Source organism: Massilia sp. SYSU DXS3249, from assembly GCF_053668055.1.
The window spans coordinates 44,626-68,306 of sequence record NZ_JBSIPX010000018.1 but is presented as its reverse complement, the minus strand read 5'-3'; the positions used below and the strand labels follow the sequence as shown (position 1 = coordinate 68,306).

The window sequence follows — 23,681 nt, the reverse complement described above, 5'->3', positions numbered from 1 at the left end:
TCCTTACTGGTTGCCCGGCAGCGGCGTGTTCAGGTACGGGAAGGCCGCCTTGAAGCTGTTGGCATCCTTGCGCACGCCGTCGGTCAGCGGCAGGGCCCCGGCAGGCGCGTCGGACGGCTTGCAGCCCACGCCCAGCGCATCGTTGGTGCCCGTCAGGACGCACAGCGCACCCATCGCCACCCGCAGGGCCACGTCGGTGACGTCGTCGGCCGGACGGCGTCCGTTCGGGAAGCCCGCATTGTCGCCGGCGGCCACGCCGAGCGGGTTCTGCGATGCCTGCGGCGTCGGCGCGATGCTGGTGTTCAGGCGCAGCATTTCGGAGGCGATCACGTTCTTCGGCCGGTTCACGCCGGGCAGGCCCTGCAGGAAGGCCGCCACCAGGTCGGTACGCGGGAAATTGGTCGGCGCCTTGGCCGACGGGAACAGCGTCTCGACCACGGCCGGCAGCACCGGATTGGTCACGTACGGGAGAAACTGGACATCGCCGCTCGGCTTCGAGGTGTTGAAGCGGTCCTTGTCGTCCATGCCGATGATGACTTCGTTCACCAGCGGCATCCCGAGGCGCGACACCTGGGCCCAGGGGCCGCCTTCCTTGACCGCGTTGTTGATGCCCGAGGCCGGGTTCGGGTTGATCAGGCGGCCCTGGCGCATGCTGGCCGTGGTGTAGGCGCCGATCACCGGCTCGCCTTCCACCGCCACACAGCCGATCGGCAGCTCGAGCGCGATCGAACTGACGTTCTTGTTTTCGAGGTCGTTCTTGTTGCCGCCGGACTCGGCGCCAAGCGGGTTCAGGTTGAACAGGTCGAAGATCTTGCCGACCGCGATGTAGAACGGCTCCTTGCGCTGGCCGACGAACACGCGGCCGGTGCCGCAGCCGGGAATGGCGATGTCGTAGATGTGCTGGTTGGCATAGGTTTCGTAGCCACCGGCGCCGCCGAAGACCTTCTCGCCGATATTGTCGACCGGCTTGTCGAATTCGGTGGCGCCGTTGGCCCCGGCCAGGCGGGTGCGGGTGCCGGTGCGGCGGTCCCCCTTGACCATGTCGATGGTATAGGTTTCGCGCACGTTCAGCGAAGCGGGATTGACGCCGCTAATGGTCGAGGAATTGATCAGGGGGATCAGCACCTGCCTGCCGCCGATGTTCAGGGCGGTGCGCTTCGAGGTGTTCTTGAAGCGGATCTGGAAGGTGATGTCTTCCTTGGCATCGCCATTATTGTCGACGTGGATTTCGTACAGGGCGTTCTGGTCGAACTGGTAAAAGTTCGGGCCGCCTTGCGGATCCTGGAAAGGCGTGTAGTTCGCGATCATCGTCACGAAGCCGGCGCGGCCAGGCGCATAGCTGCGGAACATGTAGAAGTCCGTGCCGTCGACTTTCGGCGAATTTGTCAAAAATGGCGCTTCCCTGTGACTGGAAGCATGTACTGGGCCGGACAGCGCGGCGAGCGCGGTTCCAGTAAAAATAGCGGCCGCCCATAGGGATTTTGTTTGCATTTGCCTCATCTCGCTCTCCGGTTGACTACACAGTTTAATTTTTTATCATCTTGCAAATTTGATGATACTGATTGCTGTCCATACATGCCGCGCGATTGAATGAGCAGAGGAAAAATCCCGTATGCATGCAGGTTGCATCCGGATATACGTAGCCCGAGGCATATCGGATTCACATTTTTTTGTATCAATACGCCGGCCTGAACTGTGGTACTTTCTCACCCGACATGACAACCGCCACCACCATGCTTCCATTCGCAGGCGTCCATTGAGCGGCGCGACGACACCACCCGATCCAGCCCAGCTGCAGGTTTGGCTGCAGGCGGCCGCGCGCCATGACCGCGGCGCTTTTCGCTCGCTCTACGATGCCAGTTCCCCCAGGTTGTACGGCCTGGCCTTGCGCATTCTCGGACGGCGCGAGCTGGCGGAAGAGGTGGTGCAGGAAAGCTTCGTGGCGATCTGGCGCCATGCGGGCGAATACGAGAGCGCCTTGTCTGCGCCGATGACCTGGATGGCCACGATCGTGCGCAACCGCGCCTTCGACCTGTTGCGCCGTACGCGCAAGGAGGCCGCCAGCGACGCCATGCTCGACGGCGAGGACCTCGATCCGCTCGGTGCGCTGACGATGACGCCGGCCGACACGCTCCAGATGAGCAGCGAAGCGCGGGCGCTGGCCGAGTGCATGGCGGCGCTGGAAGAAAAGCACCGGCAGGTGGTCGGCATGGCCTTCTTCCACGACCTGTCGCACAGCGACGTCGCGCACAAGCTGACGCTGCCGCTGGGCACCGTCAAGACCTGGATCCGGCGCAGCCTGGCGCGCCTGCATGCCTGCCTGAGCGCGCGGGGTGCCGCATGAACCTGCGCGGCAACGCGCCTTTGCGGGAACGCCTCGCGGCCGAATATGTCCTCGGGACGCTGCGTGGACGGGCGCGCCGGCGCTTCGAGGGACTGATGCACGGCGACGCCGCCCTGCGCCGGACGGTAGGCGAATGGAGCGGACGGCTCGGCGCGATGGCCGAGTTCGTGCCGGTGGTACGACCGCGGGCGCGGGTCTGGCGTGGAGTGGAAGCGCGCCTGGGATGGCAGGCGGCGGCGCCGCGCTGGCAGTTCTGGCGCCATGGTTCGCTGGCCCTGTGGCGCACGCTCGGCCTGGCGTCGTCGGCCCTTGCGGCACTGCTGCTGGTCGCCGTGCTGCACGAACGCCCGGGAACCCCGGTCATCAGCGACATCGCCAGCCTGACCGACGAACAGAGCCGTCCCGCGCTGGTGGTGACGGCCGACCGCGAGCGGGCACGGATGACGGTGAAGGTGGTGGCAAGCGTACCGCTGACAGCCCAACAGGTGCTGCAGCTGTGGGCCGTGCCGCGGGCAGGCAAGCCGCGCTCCCTGGGCGTCCTCGGCGCCGGCCGCGAGTTGACCTTGCCCTTGCCTGCGAATGCCATCGGGGCCGATGTCGCCGTGCTGGCGATCAGCCTCGAACCAAAGGGCGGTTCGCTCAATCCCGACGGACCGAGCGGGCCGATTCTCTACAAGGGCAGCTGGGTCAGGCTGATGTAGGCGGCGCGAGCCGCCCTTGGCCGCCGGTGAGGCCGTCCATGGTCGCCAGGATGGTGTCGAGCCTGACCGGCTTGAGCAGGTAGTGGTCGAAGCCCGCCTCCTGGGCCAGCCGGGACGAGTCCGGCGAGATGTAGCCGGTGATGGCGACGATCAGGGCATCGGCCGTTTCGGGCATGCCGCGCAGCGCCGCGCACAGGTCGAAGCCGCTGCCGTCGACCAGGAAGATGGCGCTGAACACGGCATCGGGGCGGAACAGGGGAACGGCGTGGCGGGCGGCGGCAACGGTGGTGACGGTGCGGACTTCATGGCCCATCCCGGCGAACAGCTCCGTGAACAGTTCGCGCGTTTCCTCGCTGCGGTCTACCAGGAGAACCCGCAAAGGCTGCTTCCCATCGGGTGTTGGAAGCATGTTGGCTGCCTGTCGTGAAGGTCGAGTCCCAGTATGTGTGCCGAGGCAAGGAAAGCACAAGGAATATATTTACTTGCGGTAATAAAAACGCGGCGGGTGGCCGTGCAGGCGGGATAAACAACAGTCTGTCACGTAGCGGCACCTTGGCAGCCGCAATGCAGGGCGGTCTTCAGTCCGCGATCCGGGCGCCCTGCAGCCGGAACACGAAAACGGTGGTGCCGTCAGCCGAACTCACCTCGATCGTGCCCCGGTGCGCACGCGCGATCTGGTCGACGATGTACAGTCCCAGGCCCAGTCCTTCGCTGCCGGAGCGCGAGGTCGCGCGCCAGTAGGGCTTGAACAGGTGGTCGATCACGCCTTGCGGCAGTTCGCCGCCCTGGTTGGCGACCGAGAGGACGAACTGGCCGCCGGCCATGGACGCGCTCACCCGCACCGGCGTGTGGTCGCTGCCGTGCACCAGCGCGTTCTTCAGCAGATTCGACAGCAGCTGGGCGATGCGCGCAGGATCGCAGTGCAGGCGGATCGCCGGGGCGATGGCGGCCTCGATCAGGCGCTCCGGATACAGGCCGCGCATCTCGTCCACCACCTGTTCCAGGGTCGGGTCGACCTCGGCGTCGCGCAGGTTCATCGCAATGCCGGTGCCCATCCGCCCGCGCGTGAAATCGACGACGTCGTCGACCAGCGCGGCCATGCGCTCGGCGCTGCGGCGGATGCGTTCGACCACCGGACGGGTGGCGGGATCGGGGTGCTTCAGCTTGAGCACTTCGGTGCCGAGCAGGATCGAGCCGAGCGGAGTGCGCAGGTCGTGGCCGAGGACGGCGATGAACTGCTCGCGCAATTCCGCCGTCTCGCGCTCGTCGAGCAGGGCGGCGCGCGCCTCGACGAGCTTGTTGTCGGCGTCGAGCTGTTTCGAGATCAGCTCGGCGAACAGGTGCATGGTCGAGACGGTGACGTTGTCGGTGAGGCGGGCCGGCTCCGGGTCGAGGCCGCACAGGGTGCCGAAATAACTGCCGTCGGTGCGGAAGACCGGGATCGAAAAATAGCTCTGGAAGCCGTAGATGCGCGGCGTGTGGTGGGCGCGGTACCGGTCGCTGTCCTGCACGCTGTCGATGATCACCGCGCGCTGCGTGTCGCGCACCTCTTCGCACAGGGTCGTGGTCACGTCGAGCTGGCCGCCGGGCAGGAGGCCGAAGTCGAGCCGGTCGAGCACCGCGCAGGCGGTCCAGGAATCGTCGGTGACGTGCGCGATGCAGACGAAACGCAGGCCCGTCATCGCCGCCACCGTTTCCAGTATGTTCGGCACCGCGCTGATCGCCTGGATTTCTTCCACGCGCTTCAAGAGGTCCTGGTCCATCCCTATCCCTGGCTGATTGTCGTTGTAACTACGTGTCTATACATGCTGTAACCGCATGTTAACGCGGCATGTTAGCACGAATGCATGCCGTTCCAGCAGGGCTCACACGGTCCAGGCGCCGTCCGCGTACACCCGTTCCTCGCCGAGATAGACCGCGTCCGTCACCGCGAACACGTCGATGTGGTAGCGCGCGTCCTTGCGCTTGAAGCCCGGTTTCGGATAGACGCCGTGTTTGGCGCCGAGCGAGAGGTGGATGCCGCACATGCGCTCGTAGGTCCCGATGTCGTCGACGCGGCGCTCGCGGGTAAAGGCGCGGTTCATGCCGAAGCCCAGTTCGCGCACCCAGACTTCGCCCTCGTCGGCGCGGATGATGTCGAGCACGCGCTGGAATTCCGGCGTCGCGTTTTCGGTGCCGATGACGCGCCCGCGCTCGACGACGATCGTCACCGGGGTCTCGGGCCGGTTCGACAGGTAGGAGGTGTCGCCGAACACGTGCACCTGGGCGCGGCCGTTCACCGCCTCCAGGTCGAGCGCCTCGGTGAACACTTCGCCGATCGGGAACTGGCCGCCGACGTTATGCATGTCGCTGTAGTCGCCGATGTTCAGCTTGGCCGGTTCCAGCCGCGAGGCGAATACGAGTTCTTCTCCTCCGCCGACGACGCGCGCATGCGGCGCCGTGTCGATGCGGCCTTTCAGCGCGCGCCCGACGCCGCGAAAATAGGCCGGGTCGTAGGCCAGCGCCTCGATGTAGTGCTCGCCCTGCGCGCCCGGCATGCGCGACAGGTGCACGTGCTCGACCACCTTCAGGCCCAGCTTGAACAGCTCGACGCGGATGCGGAAGGCTTCGAGGCGGAAGTTGGTCGACTGCACCAGGACCACCAGATCCTTCGCCGCCAGCTCGCGAAAGCGCGCCAGCACGGTCTCGGGCGGCACGCTGTCGAAATCGAGGAAGTCGCCCTGGGGCAGGTTGCGCCGGTAGGCCTCGACCAGGGCGCGCGACAGCCCGGTACGGGTGTCGTACACGACCAGCGCGCGCTGCCCGGGCCCGTGTTCGATGGCGATGTCGAGGATGGCGCGCAGGTGGCTGGCGGCGGCGTCGATGCTGTGCGCGGGCAGGTCGGGCGTGGGAGCGAGGGGGGAAGCGGACATGGCGGAACTCGGGACGGTCTGGACCCGCCATTATACGGATGCCGGGGACGGGTTCGCCTTCAGGCGCCGGCCCGGGCCCGCGGCGGGCAGGCCTGCGGCATCACCCACAGCAGCGCCAGCAGGACGTGGACAAGGGCGCCCAGCGGCGGATACCACAGCGACAGCCCGATCGCCAGCGCGTACAGCAGGATCGACAGCCGGTTCTTGCGGCTGCCCACGCCGTGCACATGGCCCGCTCCGCTCTCCAGGCGCCAGGACAGCAGCATGAAGGAGATGGAACACAGCAGCAGCACCACGCCATACAGGGCCACCGGCAGCGGCGCCAGCGGATTCTCGCCGGCCCAGGCCGTGACGTACGGGATCAGCGACATCCAGAACAGCAGGTGCAGGTTGGCCCAGAGGGCGGCGCCGTCCACCTTCGCTACCCGGTCCAGCAGGGCATGGTGGTTGACCCAGTAGATGCCGACATACACGAAGCTGAGCGCATGCCGCAGCCAGCCCGGCAGCAGGCCGGCCAGGTCGGCGGCCGCCGTGGAGTGGGGCGGTTTCAGCTCGAGCACCATGATCGTGATGATGATCGCGATGACGCCGTCGCTGAAGGCCTCGAGCCGGTTCTTCTTCATGGCGCGACGGGTTCCGGCAGCCACAGGTGCAGGACCAGGATCGCCACCGGTACCGCCAGGGCGACGAAGCCGAAGGCAAGGTAGGCAAAGGCGGCGGCGGCGCAGCCGAGGGCAAAGGCGAGCACCGGCCAGAAGAACTTGGCGCAGCGTGCACGGGTGGCCGCGTCGGCCGCGCCGCGCAGGCGGTCGACGGTATCGATCACGAGCTGGGTGACATTCCCGGTCATCATCGAGGTCGGCGCCAGGTTGGACAGCAGCAGCTTGCTGGCGGCGCTGTGCGCGCCCATCGCCGCCGCGCCCAGCAGGCCTGCCGCCATCGCCAGCGCACCGGCGCTGCTGCCGACCGGCTCGGCCAGCATGCCGCAAACCATGAAACCGAGCAGCAGCACCAGCTGCAGCAGGTAAGAAGGCTTGACGGCCGGCTTGCCACGCCGCTCGCAGCCGGCCACCAGCAGCCGCGCCGCGGCCACGCCCAGGATGAAGGCCGGGAAGGCCAGCAGTTTCAGCAGCGAGGGCGTCTGCGCCGGGTCGGCCAGCGACACCGCGATCAGCACGAAGTTGCCGGTGACGTGGGCCGTGAACAGGCCGAACAGGGCGATGAAGCCGAGGGTGTCGACATAGCCGGCCAGGAAGCCCATGCCTATGCCTTGCAGGCGCTGGAAGTGTAGGGTGCTCATCTGTCTCACCCCCATCAGAACGCGAAGCAGCTGCAGCCGAAGGCGCCCCAGAAGCCGCCGAAGTCCGAGACCGGCACGTTCGACTTGCGGGCCCGGTCGTGGCTGTGGGCATGCACGCCGCAGGGGCCGCTGCACTGGTGGGGTAACGCCACCTGTTGTTGCGGCTGCGGAGCTGCGCGGCGCCAGTGTCCCGGCACCTTCTGCACCGGCGACCACTCGGGCAGGACCGGGATCGGCGCCGGTCCCAGGTCGGTGAACTCGGCGGCGCCGTAGACGACCTTGCCGCCGACCACGGTCAGCACCGATTCGATCGCCTTGATGTCCTCGTCAGGGACGGTGAAGAAGTCTTCCGACAGCACGGCAAGATCGGCCAGCATGCCTTCCTGGATGCGGCCCTTGCGGCCCTGTTCGTTCGAGAACCAGGCGCTGCCCGAGGTCCAGAGTTCCAGCGCGACGCTGCGATCGAGCAGGCCATTGTCGCCATACAGCGCCAGGCCGCCGACGGTGCGCCCGGTGACCAGCCAGTACAGCGCCGTCCACGGGTTGTAGCTGGCCACGCGGGTGGCGTCGGTGCCGGCGCCGACCGGCACCCCGGCGTCGAGCATGTGCTTGACCGGCGGCGTGGCTTTCGCTGCTTCGGCGCCGTAGCGGTCGACGAAGTACTCGCCCTGGAAGGCCATGCGGTGCTGGATCGCGATGCCGCCGCCCAGCGCCTTGACCCGTTCTATGCTGTGCTGGCTGATGGTTTCGCAATGGTCGAACATCCAGTGCAGGCCATTGAAAGGAATCTCGCGGTTGACCTTCTCGAACACGTCGAGCATGCGCGTGATCGATTCCTCGTAGGTGGCGTGCAGGCGGAAGGGCCAGCGCTGCTCGACCAGGTGGCGCACCACTTTTTCCAGTTCGTCTTCCATGCCGGCCGCCAGCTCCGGGCGCGGCTCCAGGAAATCCTCGAAGTCGGCCGCCGAGAACACCAGCATTTCGCCGGCGCCGTTGTGGCGGTAGTAGTCGCTGCCCTGGCCCGGCGTCACCATGCCGGTCCAGCGCTGGAAGTCTTCCAGCTCGGCGCCCTTGTTCTGGGTGAAGAGGTTGTAGGCGATGCGGATGGTGAGCTGGTTGTTGCGGTCGAGCTCCTCGACGACCGAATAGTCCTCGGGGTAGTTCTGGAAGCCGCCGCCTGCGTCGATCGCGCTGGTGATGCCGAGGCGGTTCAGTTCGCGCATGAACTGGCGCGTGGAGTTCACCTGCAGGTCGTAGGGCAGCTTCGGGCCTTTCGCCAGGGTGGCGTACAGGATCATCGCGTTGGGGCGGGCGATCAGCATGCCGGTCGGGTTGCCGGCAGCGTCGCGCTGGATCTCGCCGCCCGGCGGGTTCGGCGTGTCCTTCGTGTAGCCGACGGCGCGCAGGGCGGCGCGGTTGAGCAGGGCGCGGTCGTACAGGTGCAGGATGAAGACCGGGGTGTCGGGCGAGGCGGCGTTGATTTCTTCTAAGGTCGGCATGCGCTTCTCGGCGAACTGGAATTCGTTCCAGCCGCCCACCACGCGCACCCACTGCGGGTTCGGGGTGCGCAGGGCCTGCTCCTTGAGCATGCGCAGGGCGTCGGCGAGCGAGGGCACGCCTTCCCAGCGCAGCTCGAGGTTGTAGTTCAGTCCACCGCGGATCAGGTGCAGGTGCGAGTCGTTCAGGCCGGGGATGACCGTGCGGCCGTTCAGGTCGATGACCTGGCTGCCCGCCTGGCGATAGCGCATCACGTGCTCGGCGTCGCCGACGGCGAGGAAGCGACCGTCCTGGATGGCGACTGCGCCGGCCTGCGGCTGCGCGCGGTCGAGGGTGGCGAAACGGCCGTTGACGAGGATGAGCGGCGTGGCGCTGCTAGTGGACTGTGCTTGCATGGTTCTACTCCTGAATCGCTGATGGTGGCATGGCGGTCCGCCGGGCGGACCGGATCGGCTGCGGTTTCGCTTGTTCAGGCGCGGACCGGGGCAGGGACGGGTGCCAGCACTTCGTTATTGCCCTGGTTGCGCGCCGGCGCCTTGTGCACCATCGTGTAGGCGTAGTCCACGCCCATGCCGTAGGCGCCCGAGTGTTCGGTGACGATCTTGATCACGGCATCGTAGGTCTCGCGGTGCGCCCAGTCGCGCTGCCACTCGAGCAGCACCTGCTGCCAGGTGACCGGGACCACGCCGGCCTGGATCATGCGCTGCATGGCGAAGTCGTGGGCCTCCTTGGTGGTGCCGCCCGAGGCGTCGGCCACCATGTAGATCTCGTACTCGCCCTCTAACATGGCGCAGAGGGCGAAGGTGGTGTTGCAGACTTCAGTCCAGAGGCCGGCCACGATCACTTTCTTCTTGCCGTTCTTGGCCAGCGCGTCGCGCACCTTCTGGTCGTCCCAGGAATTCATGGAGGTGCGCTCGAGGATGGGGTGGTCGGGGAACACGTCCAGGATTTCCGGGTAGGTGCGGCCCGAGAAGGAGTCGGTTTCGACGGTGGTGATGATGGTGGGGACGTTGAAGACCTTCGCCGCCTTGGCCAGGCCGACCACGTTGCTCTTGAGGGTCTGGCGGTCGATCGACTGCACGCCGAAGGCCATCTGCGGCTGGTGGTCGATGATGATCAGCTGCGAATTTTCCGGGGTCAGGACTTCGAGTTTGGCGTTGCTCATGGTGTGCTCCTTGATATGGTCGGTGATGAACGATGATCATCGAAGGCTTCGACTCTTCCGCGGTCCTCCGCTGCGTTGCCGCTGCCTTGTGTTCGATGCGATGGAGTCATTATGCGCAGTCCTGGAACACTTGAAAAACGGATAATGTCCATTCATACAATCGAAATTTTCGAACATCTACGCGACGGACCTTCCGGCGTGCCCGGCAAGGGCCTTATCCGAGGCCGAACCCATGCAAGTGGCTTTGATGCAGCGCAAAGTCGCGTAATGCGATGCGCAAGGTGCCGGCAGGCGCTACCCGGGCGAACGGCGCGCCGCCGGCGCCATGGCAGCGTTATGATTTAGACAGCAAGGGCCGTTCCTGGCGGGGCGGCGGCATGCGTATCACACATACTTACAGGCGACGGAGCGATGGCAACTAGATGGGAAACGCCGGCCAGCGTCTGGCTGGAGGACGAATCGAGCGGGCAGTTTGCGCTGCAGGCCACGGAGGGCCTGGGACAGATCGACTGGCAGGCGCATGCGCGCGGCCGGCTGCCCGATTGCGCCCACCTGCTCGGCGCCTCGCTGCCCACTTCCTGCGCCTGCGCGCCGATCTATCCGGAAGGTTTTGCGTTCTGCCCGACCTGCGGCCGCCCGCTCGAGAAGCTCCTCGGCCGCGTGCACACGCAGCCCGACTGGTGGGGCGCCCATGGCGACCAGCTGCTGCCGCGCCACGTGCCGCACGGCTTGCCGGTCACCTCGCTGGCGCTGGGCGACAGCCTGGAAGAACGGCCGGCGGCGCCCGCCATCGGCCGCGCCGAGCTGGCCATGCCGGTGCCGCCGAACGCCCATTGCGTGTTCGCGGCGAGCGGCTACGGCTTCCCCGAGCAGCGCCTGCTGGCGCTGGCTCCGGTACGCGGCGTGCTGCAGTACTGGGATCCGCTGGCCCAGCTCTGGCACGTGATGGCGGCGGAAAACCCGGGCAGCGAACTGCGTTTCGTCTCGAGCCAGTACGGCTGGCTGCCGGCCACGCATCCGGCGCGCGGGAAAGTGGGCGTGGTGCCCACCGAAGCGGGCCTGGTGCGGCTCTGGATCAACCCCGTCAACGAGAGCTACCACACCGAGATGCTGGTCTCGGGCCAGATCGCCTCGAGCCCGGGCATCATGCGCCGCCGCGTCGGCTGCCTGTGCGTGATCGAAGGTGCACTGCACCTGCTCGACGCCCAGGCCGACTTTTCCAGCGGCGAGAACTACGAATGCGCGGACGCCCCGACCACCGGCTGGATGCGCCCGATCGGCTACGACAACCGCCTGTTCTGGCTGCACCAGCAGGGGCAGCTGGCATGGCGTCCGGGCGAGGCGCCGCGCTGGCGCCCGTGGCCGCGCGGCTGGACGCCGAAGCTCGACTTCGGCGGCCCGACCCAGAGCCGCGACGGCCGCCTGTGGCATATCGGCCATGACGGCCAGGCCTATTCCTTCCTCGAACTGGGCGCCGACAATCCGCAGGTCGAACCGATCGACGGCGCGCGCCTGGGCTTTGCCAACCTGCTGTTCCGGCGCGGCCACCCGGTACTCGGCGAGCCCTGGTCGGCCGAGCACGTGGAAGACGTGAACGAAGACGATTCGCTGGTGCTGCCGCTGCTGCGCAGCTTCAACAACAACCGCAGCCAGCCGAGCGGCCTGGTGCTGCGCTTCCACAAGTACACCGGCCGCGCCGAGGAAGCGCTGGCCGGGCGCACGATCGCCCGCACCACGATCGAGTGGATCGGCAAGCGCAACGTGATCCTCGACGACGTCGCGCGCCTGGCCCGTCCGCTCGAGTGCGTGCCTTTTGTGTACGACGGCGCGCTGTGGCTGCACCATCCCGACTGGAACGCGATGCGCGGCTGGCGCCTGGAAGAGTTGTCGTGATGGCCTTCCTGGTGCGCGTCGCCGCCTGTCTCGCATTCCTGTGCGGCGCCGGGTTTGCCCACGCCGCGACGCCGCACGTCTTCCTGGTCCAGAACTCGGGCTGGATGGAACCCTTCTACAGCGATCCCGATTCGCCCTTCAAGCCGCTCGTGGCCGAGCTGGCGCTGGCCGTCGCCCAGCCCGGCGACGCCCTGGTGCTGGCCGCCTTCAACCAGTCGCAGCCGAATGCGCCTTCGCCGCGGGCGCTGGTCTCGAGCACGGTCGGCAAGGGCACGCGTGCCGAGGTGACGCGCGCGCTGGCCGGCCTCGACACCGCGCGCAAGCCCGGCGGCGCCCTGGCCGACACCGACCTCGGCGAAGCGGTGAGTGCGGCCATGAGCCAGGCGCTGGGTGGGCGGGACGGCATCGTCTGGCTGGTCACAAACAACCGCAACAGCCCGAACAACGACCAGGCCACGGCCCAGCGCAACCGCGAGTTCTACCAGTTGATCCACAGCGGCGCGGGCATCCGCACCGCGCTGGCCTTCCCGCTGCGCATGCGGGTAGAAGGGCAGCACTACCGCGCCAACGGCCTGATGATCTATGCCTTCGGCGTCGGCGCGGGCGGCAAGGCGGCGCTCGACCGGCTGCTGGCATCGGGCAGCATCAAGCAGGTGGTGACCGAACCGCCCGCGCGCCTGAAACCGCTCGACCGCGACACCGTGCGCCTGCTGCCGCGCAAGGTGGGCAACGCGCCGGGAGTCGACTTCGCCATTGGCGCCAACGGCGTCCTGCGCGCCGACATCGCCCCCGACGCGACTGCACCGAGCGCGAAGATAGACTGGCACCTCGAGAACACGATGTACCCCTACACCATCGTCAGCGCCACCCTGAGCGCACGCTCAAAGCTGGGCGGCGAGGACCGGCCGGTGACCTTGGGCAGCCGCCGCGTGAACGCGCTGGCGCCCGGCAAGCCGGTGCCGCTGGCCTCGACCCTGCAGCTGCCGGTGGCGCAACTGCCCGGCAAGTGGTCGCTGGAAGCCTTCAAGGCCGCCGGTTCGGCCTATGTGCTGCCGGGAGCGATCGAGGTGCACCTGGCCGACCAGCAGCTGGCGCTGTCGCAGGGCTTCCGTGCGCGCATGGCCGAGCTGTTCCCGGGCGACCCGCTGCCCGACATCTTCACGCCCCCGGCCTCGATCCAGGCTTCCACCGCCGTGCTGCCGCTGGAAGTGCGCGTGCATTACGGCAGCGGCCCGCTGTTCGCGGCCGGCGCCGCGCTGCTGGCGCTGCTCGCCGCGGGGGCCGCCGCCGCGTATGCCTGGATGCGCCCGCGCCAGGCCCAGGTGACAGTGGAAGACGAAACCCGCACCATGCACAGCCGCGCTGGCGCCATCCAGCCGATTTACGACAAGACGGGTGTGGAAGTCGCCCGCCTGAAGACAACCCTGTTCGGCCACCAGTTGATCGATCTCCGCCAAGGAGCACAAGTGCGCCTTGGCCGCGCTGAACCATAACAAAGGACTGCCCATGCAAGCCACCGCCCAGACCGACCCCGGATTCAAGCTCCCCCAGGACAAGAATACGCCCGACGATCCGCTGCCCAAGACCACGCCCGAGACGGCGACGACGACCACGCTGGAAGTGCAGCCGGGCGCGCCGGCGCCGGCCACCGATACCTCGACGCGCGACGTCGCCATCGGCGGGGCCGCCTTCCTGGTGCTGCTGGTGCTGTTCTTCTTCGCCCGCAACGCCTACGTGCACCACCTGGTGGTGCGCCGGGTGGCGCCGTCGACGGCGGGCAGCGCCGGCTGGCTGCTGTTCCTGGGACTGGGATTCATGGCCGCGGCGGCGGTGCTGGCCATCGTCAACGCGAGCAAGTACCTGACGCTGGGCGTCACCGCGCCGCTGGTGTTCGTCGGCCTAGTCGCCCTCGTCGCGGCCCTGTTCATCGGTCGGCGTTAAACGCGCGCCCTCAAAGCTGCAACCCAAGCAATCGAAAGAAATGACATGGCAGATTTACCGACTCCCGCAAGCCTGAACCGCAAGTCCGAGCTGAAAGTGGACCTGCGCCCGACGCTCTTCATCGGCGCCGGCGGCACCGGCATGGAAGTGATGATGCGCATCCGCCGGCGCATCCTGTCGGCGGTCTGGAACCGCCACAACCCGACGCGTGTCGAATCGATCGCCGATTTCCCCGTCGCGCGCTTCCTCCACTTCGACCTCGACTCGAACGCCGTCATCGACGAGGGCAAGTCGCAGCGCACCGACCCCTGGTACGAACTGGTGAAGCTGACCGACGAGGAACGCCTGGTCGAGCCGCTCGACCTTCCGCAATACCACGAATCCGACGACAGCCTGGCGCGCTTCCCGCTCATCGAAAGCTGGATGCCGCTGCGCCCGAAAAAATTGCGCTCGCTCGGCATCGATCCCTCGAAAGGGGCGGGGCAGATCCGGGCCGTCGCGCGTTTGTACCTGTTCGACAAATACCCGAAGCTGCGCGGCCGCATCAAGGGCGCGCTGAATTTTTTGGGCAGTAATGCCGGCATCGAGCGCAAGGACAACTACCAGCGCCTCGGCCTGCAGGTGGACACCTCCAAGTTCCGCATCGTCGTCATCGCCTCGAACGCGGGCGGCACGGGCGCTGGCAGCGCCATCGACCTGGGCTGGATGGCCAAGGCGATCGCGCGCCAGGAGGTGGCCGACAGCCAAGTCGACCTGGTGATGTTCATGCCCTCGGGTTTTGCGAAAGCGAACAAGGAGCGCACCGAGGCGAACGCCTACGCGACCATGATGGAGCTGGAAACCAGCATGCGCGACATGAACGCGCAGGTGAAATGGATGGACCCGGACAGCATCACGGGCCGCGGCGCGCCTTTCGACGACGTGTATTTCGTCGACACCGCCAACCTCGCCAACAAGGCCACGCAGGACGTCAAGGACGTCTACCAGATGGTGGCCGACACCCTGTTCGAGGACTTTGCCTCGGCCGACTTCGCCAACCGCAAGCGCTCGGTCGCGGTCAACCAGCAGCAGCACAAGCTCGGGCCCTACAACCCGCGCGTGCCGGAAGGGCGTTTCGGCGACATGCGCCTGTCCTACTCGAAGGTGTATTCGGCCTTCGGCAATTCCGTGCTCGACACCCAGCAAAGCCTGCGCGAGGACATCCGTGCCTACGAACTGGCCGCGCTGATGGTCAAGGAATTCTTCGGCCTCGTCGGGCGCGACGGCGCGCTGGCCCGGCGCGCGGGCGACCAGGAGCGCGACGCCTTCATGCGCGAGCAGATGGACATGCGCGAGCTGCCCTTCGACGAATTCCCCGACTTCCGCAAGGGGACGGTGGACGTCACGCCCTTCCAGGAATATGCGCTCACCGGCCTGCTGCTGCGCGACAAGGAAGGGCGCTCGCTGCTCGAGCGGGTCGAGAGCAAGGTGCAGCTCGAGATGGACCGCATCATGGCCGCCTTCGACATCCCGCAGTGGCGCGAGCGCGTGGCCGAGCTGCTGCCCAACCTCGAGCGCGACGCCATCCGCGAAGCCGGGGCGACTGCCGAGACCAGCGAAGACCGCATCAAGCGCCACACGATCGAACTGACCGGGCGCCTGAAGGGACGCGTGCGCGAACGCCTGTATGCGCTGCTGGACGACCGCAAGCAGGGCGGGCTGGAGTTCGTGCTCTCGCTGCTGGAGCAGGTCAAGGCGCGCTTGCTGCAGCGCGACCTCGCCAACGCCGAGCGCAACGGCCGCCGCTACCGCGACATCCGCGACGCCCTGCGCACGCGCCAGGTCGAGGAATCGCTGAACAACCTGTCGCAGGCCGCCGGCCGCCTGTTCGGCAAGGACGCCCAGGCGCGCGAAGTGATGGCGCATTTAAAACGCGACATCGCCGACTACCTGCGCTTCCACCTGCTGGCAGTCGCCGCCGGCCAGTCCATCGAAGTCATGCGCAACATGTCGTCCTGGCTGGGCGAGCCGCAGGCCACCGACGAATACGGCAATGCCCAGTGGAGCGGCATCGCCGGCGAATTCCAGGAAGGGAGAAGGCACGTGCAGGAGATCCTGCGCGCGGTCGACGGCCGCATCGCCCAACTGCGCGCCGACGCGCGCCAGGAGCACGCCACCTACATTAAGCTGGCCGGCGACGTGACGCCGGCCCCGGTGCGATTGACGGGCGACGTCAGCGCCTGGAGCGAGGAAGTGCTGCTCGAATTCGGCGGCTCGGGACGTTTGTTCCCGCAGTTGGGGGACGAGCGCACGCGTTCCGAACTGCTGCTGAAACTGTTCCGCCGCGCCCAGACCCAGCTGTCGGGAGAGGAGCTGGCCGAGCCTTCCGACCCGCTGCTCGACCGCCTGAATGCGATGACGCCGCAGGAGCGCCACCGCATCTTCGCCGAATGGATCAGGAGCGCCATGCCCTGGGTGAACGCGCGCTTCTCGGCCGAGTTTACTCCGAATTCGGACCAATTCAAGTGTTTTATTGGAGTGGGTGACACTTCGGCGTGGCGCAAGATGGAAGGGGAAATCCGCGCTGCGATCCCGACCGGCTTCTTCCATGGCGACCTGGTCTCGGTCGTCAACACCGGCGTGTCCGGGCGCGCGGTCTGCTATATCGAGCTGTCGGGCTACCCGATGACGGTGCTGCGCGGCCTGCCGACCTGGCGCGCCTCGTACCAGATCGAGAACCCGAAGATCCCGACCCACCTGCATTTCGATTCGACGCGCTTCCGCCATCCGATCTCGCCCTCGATGGACGAGTTGAACCGCCTGGCGGACGACTACGAGTGGTTCCTGCAGGCGATCGCCCTCGGCGTCATCCGGCGCAAGATGGATGCCGGCGACCGCGAGGCCGCCTTCCAGCCGCGCGGGCAGTACCTGTTCGAAGTCGAACCGGGTTCGGGCGAGTGGCTCCAGATCGGCAACGAGTACGCGATCCGCTCGAACGGCCTGCCGCCCTATTACCGCGAGCAGGTGCTGGCCGGCGTGCGCAACCGGCTGGCGAACCTCGGGCCGCACCAGTTGCTGCTGTTGGCCGCCCTGATGCGCCACTACCAGCTGCGCGTCTACGAGCCGCGCCTGGAGACCGACGAAACCGGCGCCCAGCTGCCGTCGCCTTCGCTGCCGAACATCACGGCGCGCCGCCTGTACGAGGCCTGGCTGCGGCGTGCGATCGCGCTCGACCCGATGCTCTCGCAGGCATCGAGCGAGGCGGCGCTGGCGCGCATCGGCGAGTGGACCGAGAGCGTGCCCGATTCCGCGTCGGACGCCTACAGCTGGGAAGTCGAGCGCCCGCTGGATAAACGCATCCTGCGCCCGGAATTTTTGGCCAGCGACGCGCGTGCGGCGACGGTCATCGCACGCCAGGAGCAGAAGGTGGAAGCGGCTGCGATTCCCGACCCGGCGCCCGTGCCGGCACCGGCAGCGCAGGGCGCGCGCTACAAGCTGTTCGTGGCCGGCGCCCAGCGCGGGCCGTTCACGGTCGAGGAAGTCGCGCAGCAGCTCCGGCGCGGCGAGATCGACCTGGCGACGCGTTCGTGGAACATGGCCCAGGACCTGGCATCCGGCAAGTGGCAGACCGTGGCCGACATTCCGGGCATCGGCGTCTGGCATGTGCAGGCCATTCCCGATCCGGATGACGGCATCCCGGATCCGCAATAACAGGGGAGGGCTGTGCAACACGATTCGATTTTCCGCTGTATCGACCCCGCCTGCGGACGGACGCTGCCCCGCAGCGTGAACTTCTGCCCCTACTGCGGCACCGCGCAGGTGGATGAGGCCCGGCGCACCCATGGGCACGCAGGCATGCCTCCCGAGCGGCAGGCGCCGGAGCGCGCGGTCGACGCCGTGCCGGCTGCCGCTGCCGCTGCCGGGATAGTCGCCGCCGCACCTGAACGCACCGGCACGCCGGCGCCGGCGGGGCAGACCGGCCTTGCGGGCGATGGTGCCGCGCCGCCCGCCCCCGCACCGGCACCGGCCATGCCCGCGCCGGCGGCCGCGATGGCGGCCGCGATGGCGGACGCCCGCCCGGCCGCGCCCGAGCCCAGCCCTGCAGGCGCCGGCAGTGCAGCCGATGCGCGTCCGGGCGCCGGCCCGGCCGGCGCGCAGGGCAACAACCCGGCGGGCGCCCGGCCCTCTCCGCTGCCGCCGCTGCCGCCTTTGCCGCCGCTGCCGCCGTCTCCCGGCGCGCGCGGAGGCGGGGCCGCGGCGCCGCCGAAGCGCGAGCCGGTGCGCCTGCGCTGGTGGATCCTGGCGCTGGCCGCGCTCTGGGGCATCTGGCTGCTGGCCAATCCCAAGGGGCGCCGCATCGAGGCGCAGATGGACAAGGCGATGACGCTCGCGAAGGAGTGCAAGCCGCGCGAGGCGCAGACCGAGCTGATCGCGCTGCGCAAGACGGAGGCGACCCCGGAGCAGCTGCAGCAGGTGCAGCGCGCCCTGAACGACGCCGCCGGCATGTGCACCCGCAAGCGCCAGCGCGACAAGGCCTGGCGCGAGGCGAAGACGGCCGTCGAGTCGGCGCTCGCTTCGGGCTCGGCCGAGCGCGCGCGCCAGCGCCTGCGCACCTTCACCAAACGCTGGGGCGAGGACGACGAGACCCGTGCGGTCAAGGAGGACATCGACGCGCGCCAGCCGGAACATCCGCGTGCCGATGAGGTCGAAGGAAGGAGGTAGGGCGCCGATGGCCGGCGCTGTCGTGGCGCATGCCTTTTTCGCAAGGTGTATGCTTGCGGAAACACGATCACAGGAGCGAATCATGAAAGCAACTACCCTGTTCGGTGCGCTGCTGGTGCTGGCCGTGGCCGCCGGCTGTTCGCGCGACGAGGATGCCATGGGCCCGGCGCAAAAGGCCGGCAAGGCCGTGGACGAAGCGGGCGACAAGGTCGCCGAGGGCTTGCGCGCCCCGCTCGAAAAAGCCGACGAGGCCGCGCGCCAGGCACGCGAACGCGCCGAGGAAGCCGGCCGCCAGGTCGCCGAGCGCACCGAGGAAGCGCGCGACAAGATCGTCGATGCCACCGAAGAGGCCGGGCGCGGGTTGGAGAAGGCGACGGAGAAGGTCGGCGAGAAGGTGGAAAAGGCCGGCGAGAAGATGCAGGACGCGGCGCGCTGAAGGCGCCGGGTTGATGGATGTGGGGCTGTTGCCTGTCGCGTTATCGGTGGCTGCCCACGCGGATCAAGCAAACCACCAACGGCACAGGCAACAGCCCCACCAGCCCTGAATAAGCCTCACGCCTTCGTGTGCGAATCCGGATGCCCGCCCGTCACGATCGACAGCTCGACAAACCCCGCGCGCCACGCCTGTTCCAGGTTCTGCCCGATCTCTTCCATCGAGGTGCGCCCGACGTTGGCGAAGCCGGCCACGCCGTAGGCCCGGTTGCGGCCGTGGCCCTTGGCCATGTACAGCGCCATGTCGACCAGGTTGACGGCGCGCTCCCACGACAGCGGCTCGCCGCCGGGGATCAGCGGGAAGGGCGCGTAGCCGATCGAGATACTGGCCGACAGCTGCGTCCCCTGGAATCGGATCTTCGTCCCGGCGATCCCGTTCAGCAGGCGGCGCGCAATCTCGTCGAGGCCTCCCTGCGGAACCGCGGGAAGAAAGGCCAGGAATTCCTCGCCGCCCCAGCGCACGATCATGTCGGTCTCGCGCAGGATCTCGCGCAGGCTGTCCGCAATCTTCATCAGCACTTCGTCGCCGGCGCCGTGGCCCCAGGTCGCGTTGATGTGCCTGAAGTGGTCGACGTCCATCAGGAACAGCGCGCTGACCATGTCGCCGCCCGAGGCACCGCGCCGGCCCTCTGCCTTGCGCTTGCCGGGGCCCTCGTAGCTGCGCATGAAGTCCTGGAAGTGGCGGCGGTTGTACAGGGCGGTCAATGGATCGCGTACGCTCTGCTGCTTCAGTTCCTGGTTCTTGCGGTAGAGTTGTGCGTTGGCGTGCCGCACTTTGCGGTACAGGAGGCCGGCCACCACCGCCGCCAGCGCGAACACCACGATCAGCAAGGACCGGACGCGCTGTTGCGGGCTGTGGATGCCGATCTCCACCGACTTGACCTGGTTCTCGCGCCGGAGCAGCGCGATCTGGCGCTGCTGCCACTCGGTGTCGTACTTCTGCTGCAGTTCCAGCATCGCCTTTTCGCGGCGCTGTTCGAACAGTTCGTTCGACAGGGTGCGCTCGCGGTGATACGCCCGGACCGCACCGGCATCATCGCCGGCCTGTTCAAGCGCCGCGCCGTACTCGGCCAGCACGGCCTGGAGCTGCAGCTTGTCGCCCAGCTTTTCGAACAGCGCGAGGCCTAGTTCGAAGCTGGCCTTGCCTTCGGCCACGCGGCCGCTGGCCAGGTAGGCCTGGCCGATGTTCACGCGGGCGGTGGCAATCAGGTTCTCGTTGTCCAGCGTATTGGCTGCTCGGAAAGCTTGCAGGCCGTAGGCGAGCGCACGTTGGTGGTCGCCCAGCTTGAGGTAACAGTCCGACAGGTTTACCAGCGAATACGGCACCGAGGACTGTGCACCGAGTTCACGTTGCAACGCCAGCTCGGCCAGCTGCGCCTTGAGCGCGCGCGCCAGCTGCCCACTGGCCACGGAGAGGCGGTATTCGGTCTCCTTCAGCTGCGCCAGCCGGCCGGGCGAGAGCGTTTCCGCGTCCAGCGCCATTGCTTCGTCGAGTGCTTCGAAGCCCTTGTCGTACTGGCGCATTGCCGCGTACAGCTTGGCCAGCGCGTTGAGCGCGACCGCCAGCTGGACCTTGTCGCCATGCTGGCGCGTATAGGCCAGGGCGGCCTGCATGCCTTCGAGCGCGCGCGGGAAATTGCCGTCCTCGGCATACGCATCGGCCGATGAGATGCCGGCGCGCATGCGCAGCTCGACGTTGTCCGTGGTGTTGGCGAGGCGCTCGGCTTCCCAGATCAACGCGTGCGACAGCGCCAGCTCGCTCTGCGCGTACTTGATGTAGCCCTTGCGCAGCAACCCTTTTGCAACTGCACCATTGTTTTTCTCGCGTTGGCCAAACGCAATCAGCTCATCGCAGACGGTGAGTGCCTGTTCATACTTGCCGAGCATGTTATGGGCGGCGCACAGCTGGGCCAGGAACTCGGCCTTGTCGTCCACCGCTGCGGCGCGCGCCTCCGCCTCGATTGCCCGCAGCATCGGCAGGCCGCGCTCAGGCAGGTAGCGGTTGATTTCGCGGATCTCCACGAGACGCTCGGCCAGCGGGGCCGGCGCCGCTTTGCCCCAGGCGCAGCTGGAAGCCAGCAACAGCGCTGCCAGCAGTGCCGGGGGGCGGCACTGCAGCAGTCTGTTTTCGCGTGCTGCCGGCATGATGGTCTTTCGATGAGTTGATCGGCAACGGTTCAATGCCGCCACCCGTCATTATATTCTTGTTGTAAAACAGAAATACTCGATTTCGCCACCGAGGAGGCCGGGCGCGGGCTGGAGAAGGCGAGGGACAAGGTCGGAGAGAAGATGCGGGACGCGGCGCGCTGAGGGCGCCGGGTTGATGGACGTGGGGCTGTTGCCTGTGCCGTTAGTGGTTTGCTTAGTCCGCGTGGGCAGCAGGGCTGGCTAAATGCCGGCACTGCACATGCCTACCCTACGAAATGCGCTATCGGCGAGCTCAGGAAAAATGCGGTGACGTCCGGCAGTTTGCAAGGGCTTGCCAGCGGCATATCCCGTAGGGTGGGCACTTGTGCCCACGCGGATCGTGCAAACCATTAACGGCACAGGCAACAGCCCCACCAGCCCTGAACAAGCCTCACGCGCTCGCGCGCAAATCCGCGTACCCGCCCGTCACGATCGCCATCTCGACAAACCCCGCGCGCCATGCCTGCTCCAGGTTCTGCTCGATCTCTTCCATCGACGTGCGCCCGAAGTTGGCGAAGCCGACCACGCCGTAGGCGCGGTTGCGGCCGTGGCCCTTGGCCATGTACAGCGCCATGTCGACCAGGTTGACGGCGCGCTCCCAGGACAGCGGGGTGCCGTCGGGGCTCAGGGGGAAGGGGGCGTAGCCGATCGAGACGTTGGCGGCGATGCGCGTGCCCTGGTGCTCGACCCGGGTGTCGGCGATGCCGTTCAGGAGGCGGCGCGCGACTTCATCGAGTCCGCTGCGCGGGATCGCAGGCAGGAAGGCGAGGAATTCCTCGCCGCCCCAGCGCACGATCATGTCGGTCTCGCGCAGGATCTCGCGCAGGCTGTCGGAAATCTTGATCAGGACCTCGTCGCCGGCGCCGTGGCCCCAGGTGTCGTTGATGTGCTTGAAGTGGTCGACGTCGAGCAGGAACAGCGCGCTGACCATCTCTTCGCCGGACGTGCCCGCGCCGCGCTGGTCGACAGGCTCGTAGCCGCGCATGAATTCCTGGAAGTGGCGGCGGTTGTACAGCCCGGTGAGGGGATCGCGCACGCTCTGCTGCTTGAGCTCCAGGTTCTTCCGGTACAGCTGGTCGTTCGCCTGGCGCACCTTGCGGTACAGGAGGCCGACCACGACCGAGGCCAGCGCGAAGACGACCGCCAGCAGCCACCAGACGCGCTGCTGCAGGCGGCGGTTGTCGATCTCGACCGACTTGACCTGGTTCTCGCGCTGGAGCAGTTCGATCTGGCGCTGCTTGCGGTCGGCGTCGTATTTTTCCTGCAGTTCCAGCATCGCCTTCTGGCGGCGCTTCTCGAACAGCTCGTTCGACAGTGCGCGTTCGCGGTGATAGGCCTGGACCGCGCCCGCATAGTCGCCGGCGCGTTCGAGCGCATCGCCGTATTCCGCCAGCACGGCCTGCAGCTGCGGCTTGTCGCCCAGGTCCTGGAAGATCGCCAGGCCCTGTTCGAAACTGCGCTTGCCCTCCACGACGCGGCCGCTGGCGAGATAGGCCTGGCCGATGTTCACGCGCGCGGTGGCCACCAGGGCCTGGTTGTTGATCGCACGCGCCGCCTCCAGGGCCTGCAGGCCATAGGCCAGCGCCTGGCGGTGGTCGCGCAGCTTGAGGTAGCAGTCGGCCAGGTTCACCAGCGACCACGGCACCGCCGACTGGGCGCCCAGCTCGCGCTGCAGCGCCAGTTCGCCCAACTGCGCCTCGAGGGCGCGCTTCATCTGGCCGGTGGCGACGGCCAGGCGGTATTCGGTCGCCTTCAGCAGGGCCAGGCGGCCAGGCGAAGCGGTCGTGGCGGCCAGCGCCATCGCTTCGTCGAGCGCCTCGAAGCCCTTGCCGTATTCGCGCATGGTCGCGTAGAGCTTGGCCAGCGAGTTGAGCACGACGACCAGCTGGGCCTGGTCGCCGTGCTGGCGCGTGTAGCCGACGGCGGCCTGCATGCCTTCGAGCGCGCGCGGCAGGTTGCCGTCCTCGGCATGCGCCTCCGCCGACGAGATGGCGGCGCGCATGCGCAGGTCGACGTCCTCCGTGGTGTTGGAGAGGCGCTCGGCCTCCCAGATCAGCTCGTGGGACAGCGCCAGTTCGTTCTGGTCGTACTTGATGTAGCCCTTGCGCAGCAAGCCCTTGGCAAGGGCGACGTTATTCTGCTGGGTGCGGCCCAGGTTGACCAGCTCGTCGCAGGCGGCGAGCGCCGCGTCGTACTTGCCGAGATAGCTGTGGGCCATGCACAGCTGGGCCAGCAGCTCGGCCTTGTCTTCCACCGAAGCGGCGCGCGCCTGCGTCTCGATAGCCTGCAGCATCGGCAAGGCCTTCTCGGGCACGAAGCGGTTGATTTCACGAATCTCGGCCAGGCGTTCGGCCAGCGATGCCGGCGCCGCCTGGCCCCAGGCAGGGGAAGCCGCCAGCAAGGGCGCGCTCAGCAAAAGCGCCGCCAGCAGCGCCGCAGGGCGCCGGCTCGACTGTCTGATCTTGCATGCTGCCGGCATAATGATCTCTCGATGGGTTGACCGGCACGATTTCCGCGCCGCCATCGACCATTATATTCTTGTTGCAGA

Annotated in this window: 18 protein-coding genes; 8 read left to right on the top strand and 10 right to left on the bottom strand. The window is 67.5% G+C overall.

Annotated features, from left to right (window positions below; translation table 11 throughout):
• Positions 1-3 precede the first annotated feature (3 nt).
• Positions 4-1,491, bottom strand: a complete 1,488-nt coding sequence (locus tag ACWCIA_RS18920; RefSeq protein WP_454165772.1) for a DUF4331 domain-containing protein — start codon at positions 1,489-1,491, stop codon at positions 4-6.
• Positions 1,492-1,756: 265 nt separating this feature from the next.
• Between ACWCIA_RS18920 and ACWCIA_RS18915 the strand changes: the two genes are divergently transcribed.
• Positions 1,757-2,344 (top strand): sigma-70 family RNA polymerase sigma factor, encoded by a 588-nt coding sequence (locus tag ACWCIA_RS18915; RefSeq protein WP_454165770.1) that lies wholly within the window; start codon positions 1,757-1,759, stop codon positions 2,342-2,344.
• A 20-nt stretch (positions 2,345-2,364) separates the two neighbouring features.
• Complete coding sequence (locus ACWCIA_RS18910) at positions 2,365-3,045, top strand: anti-sigma factor (RefSeq protein WP_454165768.1); 681 nt, start codon at positions 2,365-2,367, stop codon at positions 3,043-3,045.
• Here ACWCIA_RS18910 and ACWCIA_RS18905 read toward each other — a convergent pair.
• The 7 genes from ACWCIA_RS18905 to ACWCIA_RS18875 all read right to left on the bottom strand — a co-directional run bounded on the left by ACWCIA_RS18905 (position 3,032) and on the right by ACWCIA_RS18875 (position 9,919).
• Positions 3,032-3,454 carry a response regulator gene (locus ACWCIA_RS18905; RefSeq protein ID WP_454165766.1) on the bottom strand — a complete coding sequence of 141 codons (423 nt, stop codon included), beginning with the start codon at positions 3,452-3,454 and terminating at the stop codon, positions 3,032-3,034. The two genes, ACWCIA_RS18910 and ACWCIA_RS18905, sit on opposite strands and share 14 nt — an antisense overlap.
• 169 nt (positions 3,455-3,623) lie before the next feature.
• Positions 3,624-4,808: a GAF domain-containing sensor histidine kinase gene (locus ACWCIA_RS18900; RefSeq protein WP_454165764.1), complete on the bottom strand. Its 1,185-nt coding sequence runs from the start codon at positions 4,806-4,808 to the stop codon at positions 3,624-3,626.
• A 102-nt stretch (positions 4,809-4,910) separates the two neighbouring features.
• Positions 4,911-5,957: a hypothetical protein gene (locus ACWCIA_RS18895; protein ID WP_454165762.1), complete on the bottom strand. Its 1,047-nt coding sequence runs from the start codon at positions 5,955-5,957 to the stop codon at positions 4,911-4,913.
• Positions 5,958-6,016: 59 nt separating this feature from the next.
• Positions 6,017-6,580, bottom strand: a complete 564-nt coding sequence (locus ACWCIA_RS18890) for a TMEM175 family protein (protein WP_454165760.1) — start codon at positions 6,578-6,580, stop codon at positions 6,017-6,019.
• The gene (locus tag ACWCIA_RS18885) at positions 6,577-7,257 is read right to left on the bottom strand and encodes a YoaK family protein (protein WP_454165758.1); all 681 of its coding nucleotides are present in this window, start codon (positions 7,255-7,257) and stop codon (positions 6,577-6,579) included. The genes ACWCIA_RS18890 and ACWCIA_RS18885 overlap by 4 nt, the downstream gene beginning before the upstream one ends.
• A 14-nt stretch (positions 7,258-7,271) precedes the next feature.
• On the bottom strand, positions 7,272-9,149 hold the full coding sequence (locus ACWCIA_RS18880) for an amidohydrolase (protein ID WP_454165756.1): 1,878 nt from the start codon (positions 9,147-9,149) through the stop codon (positions 7,272-7,274).
• 74 nt (positions 9,150-9,223) lie between these two features.
• Positions 9,224-9,919, bottom strand: a complete 696-nt coding sequence (locus ACWCIA_RS18875) for a hydrolase (protein ID WP_454165755.1) — start codon at positions 9,917-9,919, stop codon at positions 9,224-9,226.
• Positions 9,920-10,330: 411 nt separating this feature from the next.
• On the opposite strand from ACWCIA_RS18875, the gene ACWCIA_RS18870 reads away from it, so the two are divergent.
• The 6 genes from ACWCIA_RS18870 to ACWCIA_RS18845 all read left to right on the top strand — a co-directional run bounded on the left by ACWCIA_RS18870 (position 10,331) and on the right by ACWCIA_RS18845 (position 18,890).
• On the top strand, positions 10,331-11,812 hold the full coding sequence (locus ACWCIA_RS18870) for a hypothetical protein (RefSeq protein ID WP_454165753.1): 1,482 nt from the start codon (positions 10,331-10,333) through the stop codon (positions 11,810-11,812).
• Positions 11,752-13,305 (top strand): hypothetical protein, encoded by a 1,554-nt coding sequence (locus ACWCIA_RS18865; protein WP_454165751.1) that lies wholly within the window; start codon positions 11,752-11,754, stop codon positions 13,303-13,305. The genes ACWCIA_RS18870 and ACWCIA_RS18865 overlap by 61 nt, the downstream gene beginning before the upstream one ends.
• 13 nt (positions 13,306-13,318) lie before the next feature.
• Entirely contained in the window at positions 13,319-13,753 is a 435-nt protein-coding gene (locus ACWCIA_RS18860) for a hypothetical protein (RefSeq protein ID WP_454165749.1), read from the top strand.
• 45 nt (positions 13,754-13,798) lie between these two features.
• Positions 13,799-17,443: a tubulin-like doman-containing protein gene (locus ACWCIA_RS18855; RefSeq protein ID WP_454165747.1), complete on the top strand. Its 3,645-nt coding sequence runs from the start codon at positions 13,799-13,801 to the stop codon at positions 17,441-17,443.
• A 12-nt stretch (positions 17,444-17,455) separates the two neighbouring features.
• Positions 17,456-18,454, top strand: a complete 999-nt coding sequence (locus tag ACWCIA_RS18850) for a hypothetical protein (protein WP_454165746.1) — start codon at positions 17,456-17,458, stop codon at positions 18,452-18,454.
• 82 nt (positions 18,455-18,536) lie between these two features.
• Positions 18,537-18,890, top strand: a complete 354-nt coding sequence (locus ACWCIA_RS18845; protein WP_454165745.1) for a hypothetical protein — start codon at positions 18,537-18,539, stop codon at positions 18,888-18,890.
• A 116-nt stretch (positions 18,891-19,006) separates the two neighbouring features.
• Here the strand turns inward: ACWCIA_RS18845 and ACWCIA_RS18840 are convergent, their stop codons facing one another.
• A complete protein-coding gene (locus tag ACWCIA_RS18840) occupies positions 19,007-21,091 on the bottom strand; it encodes a tetratricopeptide repeat-containing diguanylate cyclase (RefSeq protein ID WP_454165743.1) in 2,085 nt (694 codons plus the stop codon).
• A gap of 433 nt (positions 21,092-21,524) precedes the next feature.
• Complete coding sequence (locus ACWCIA_RS18835) at positions 21,525-23,612, bottom strand: diguanylate cyclase (protein ID WP_454165741.1); 2,088 nt, start codon at positions 23,610-23,612, stop codon at positions 21,525-21,527.
• Positions 23,613-23,681: the final 69 nt, after the last annotated feature.

Bases quoted from the DNA above. Each gene is read 5' to 3' on its own strand.
- ACWCIA_RS18920 (WP_454165772.1), bottom strand. From the start codon at position 1,491: ATGCAAACAAAATCCCTATGGGCGGCCGCTATTTTTACTGGAACCGCG.
- ACWCIA_RS18905 (WP_454165766.1), bottom strand. From the start codon at position 3,454: ATGCTTCCAACACCCGATGGGAAGCAGCCTTTGCGGGTTCTCCTGGTA.
- ACWCIA_RS18900 (WP_454165764.1), bottom strand. From the start codon at position 4,808: ATGGACCAGGACCTCTTGAAGCGCGTGGAAGAAATCCAGGCGATCAGC.
- ACWCIA_RS18895 (WP_454165762.1), bottom strand. From the start codon at position 5,957: ATGTCCGCTTCCCCCCTCGCTCCCACGCCCGACCTGCCCGCGCACAGC.
- ACWCIA_RS18890 (WP_454165760.1), bottom strand. From the start codon at position 6,580: ATGAAGAAGAACCGGCTCGAGGCCTTCAGCGACGGCGTCATCGCGATC.
- ACWCIA_RS18885 (WP_454165758.1), bottom strand. From the start codon at position 7,257: ATGAGCACCCTACACTTCCAGCGCCTGCAAGGCATAGGCATGGGCTTC.
- ACWCIA_RS18880 (WP_454165756.1), bottom strand. From the start codon at position 9,149: ATGCAAGCACAGTCCACTAGCAGCGCCACGCCGCTCATCCTCGTCAAC.
- ACWCIA_RS18875 (WP_454165755.1), bottom strand. From the start codon at position 9,919: ATGAGCAACGCCAAACTCGAAGTCCTGACCCCGGAAAATTCGCAGCTG.
- ACWCIA_RS18870 (WP_454165753.1), top strand. From the start codon at position 10,331: ATGGCAACTAGATGGGAAACGCCGGCCAGCGTCTGGCTGGAGGACGAA.
- ACWCIA_RS18860 (WP_454165749.1), top strand. From the start codon at position 13,319: ATGCAAGCCACCGCCCAGACCGACCCCGGATTCAAGCTCCCCCAGGAC.
- ACWCIA_RS18855 (WP_454165747.1), top strand. From the start codon at position 13,799: ATGGCAGATTTACCGACTCCCGCAAGCCTGAACCGCAAGTCCGAGCTG.
- ACWCIA_RS18845 (WP_454165745.1), top strand. From the start codon at position 18,537: ATGAAAGCAACTACCCTGTTCGGTGCGCTGCTGGTGCTGGCCGTGGCC.
- ACWCIA_RS18840 (WP_454165743.1), bottom strand. From the start codon at position 21,091: ATGCCGGCAGCACGCGAAAACAGACTGCTGCAGTGCCGCCCCCCGGCA.
- ACWCIA_RS18835 (WP_454165741.1), bottom strand. From the start codon at position 23,612: ATGCCGGCAGCATGCAAGATCAGACAGTCGAGCCGGCGCCCTGCGGCG.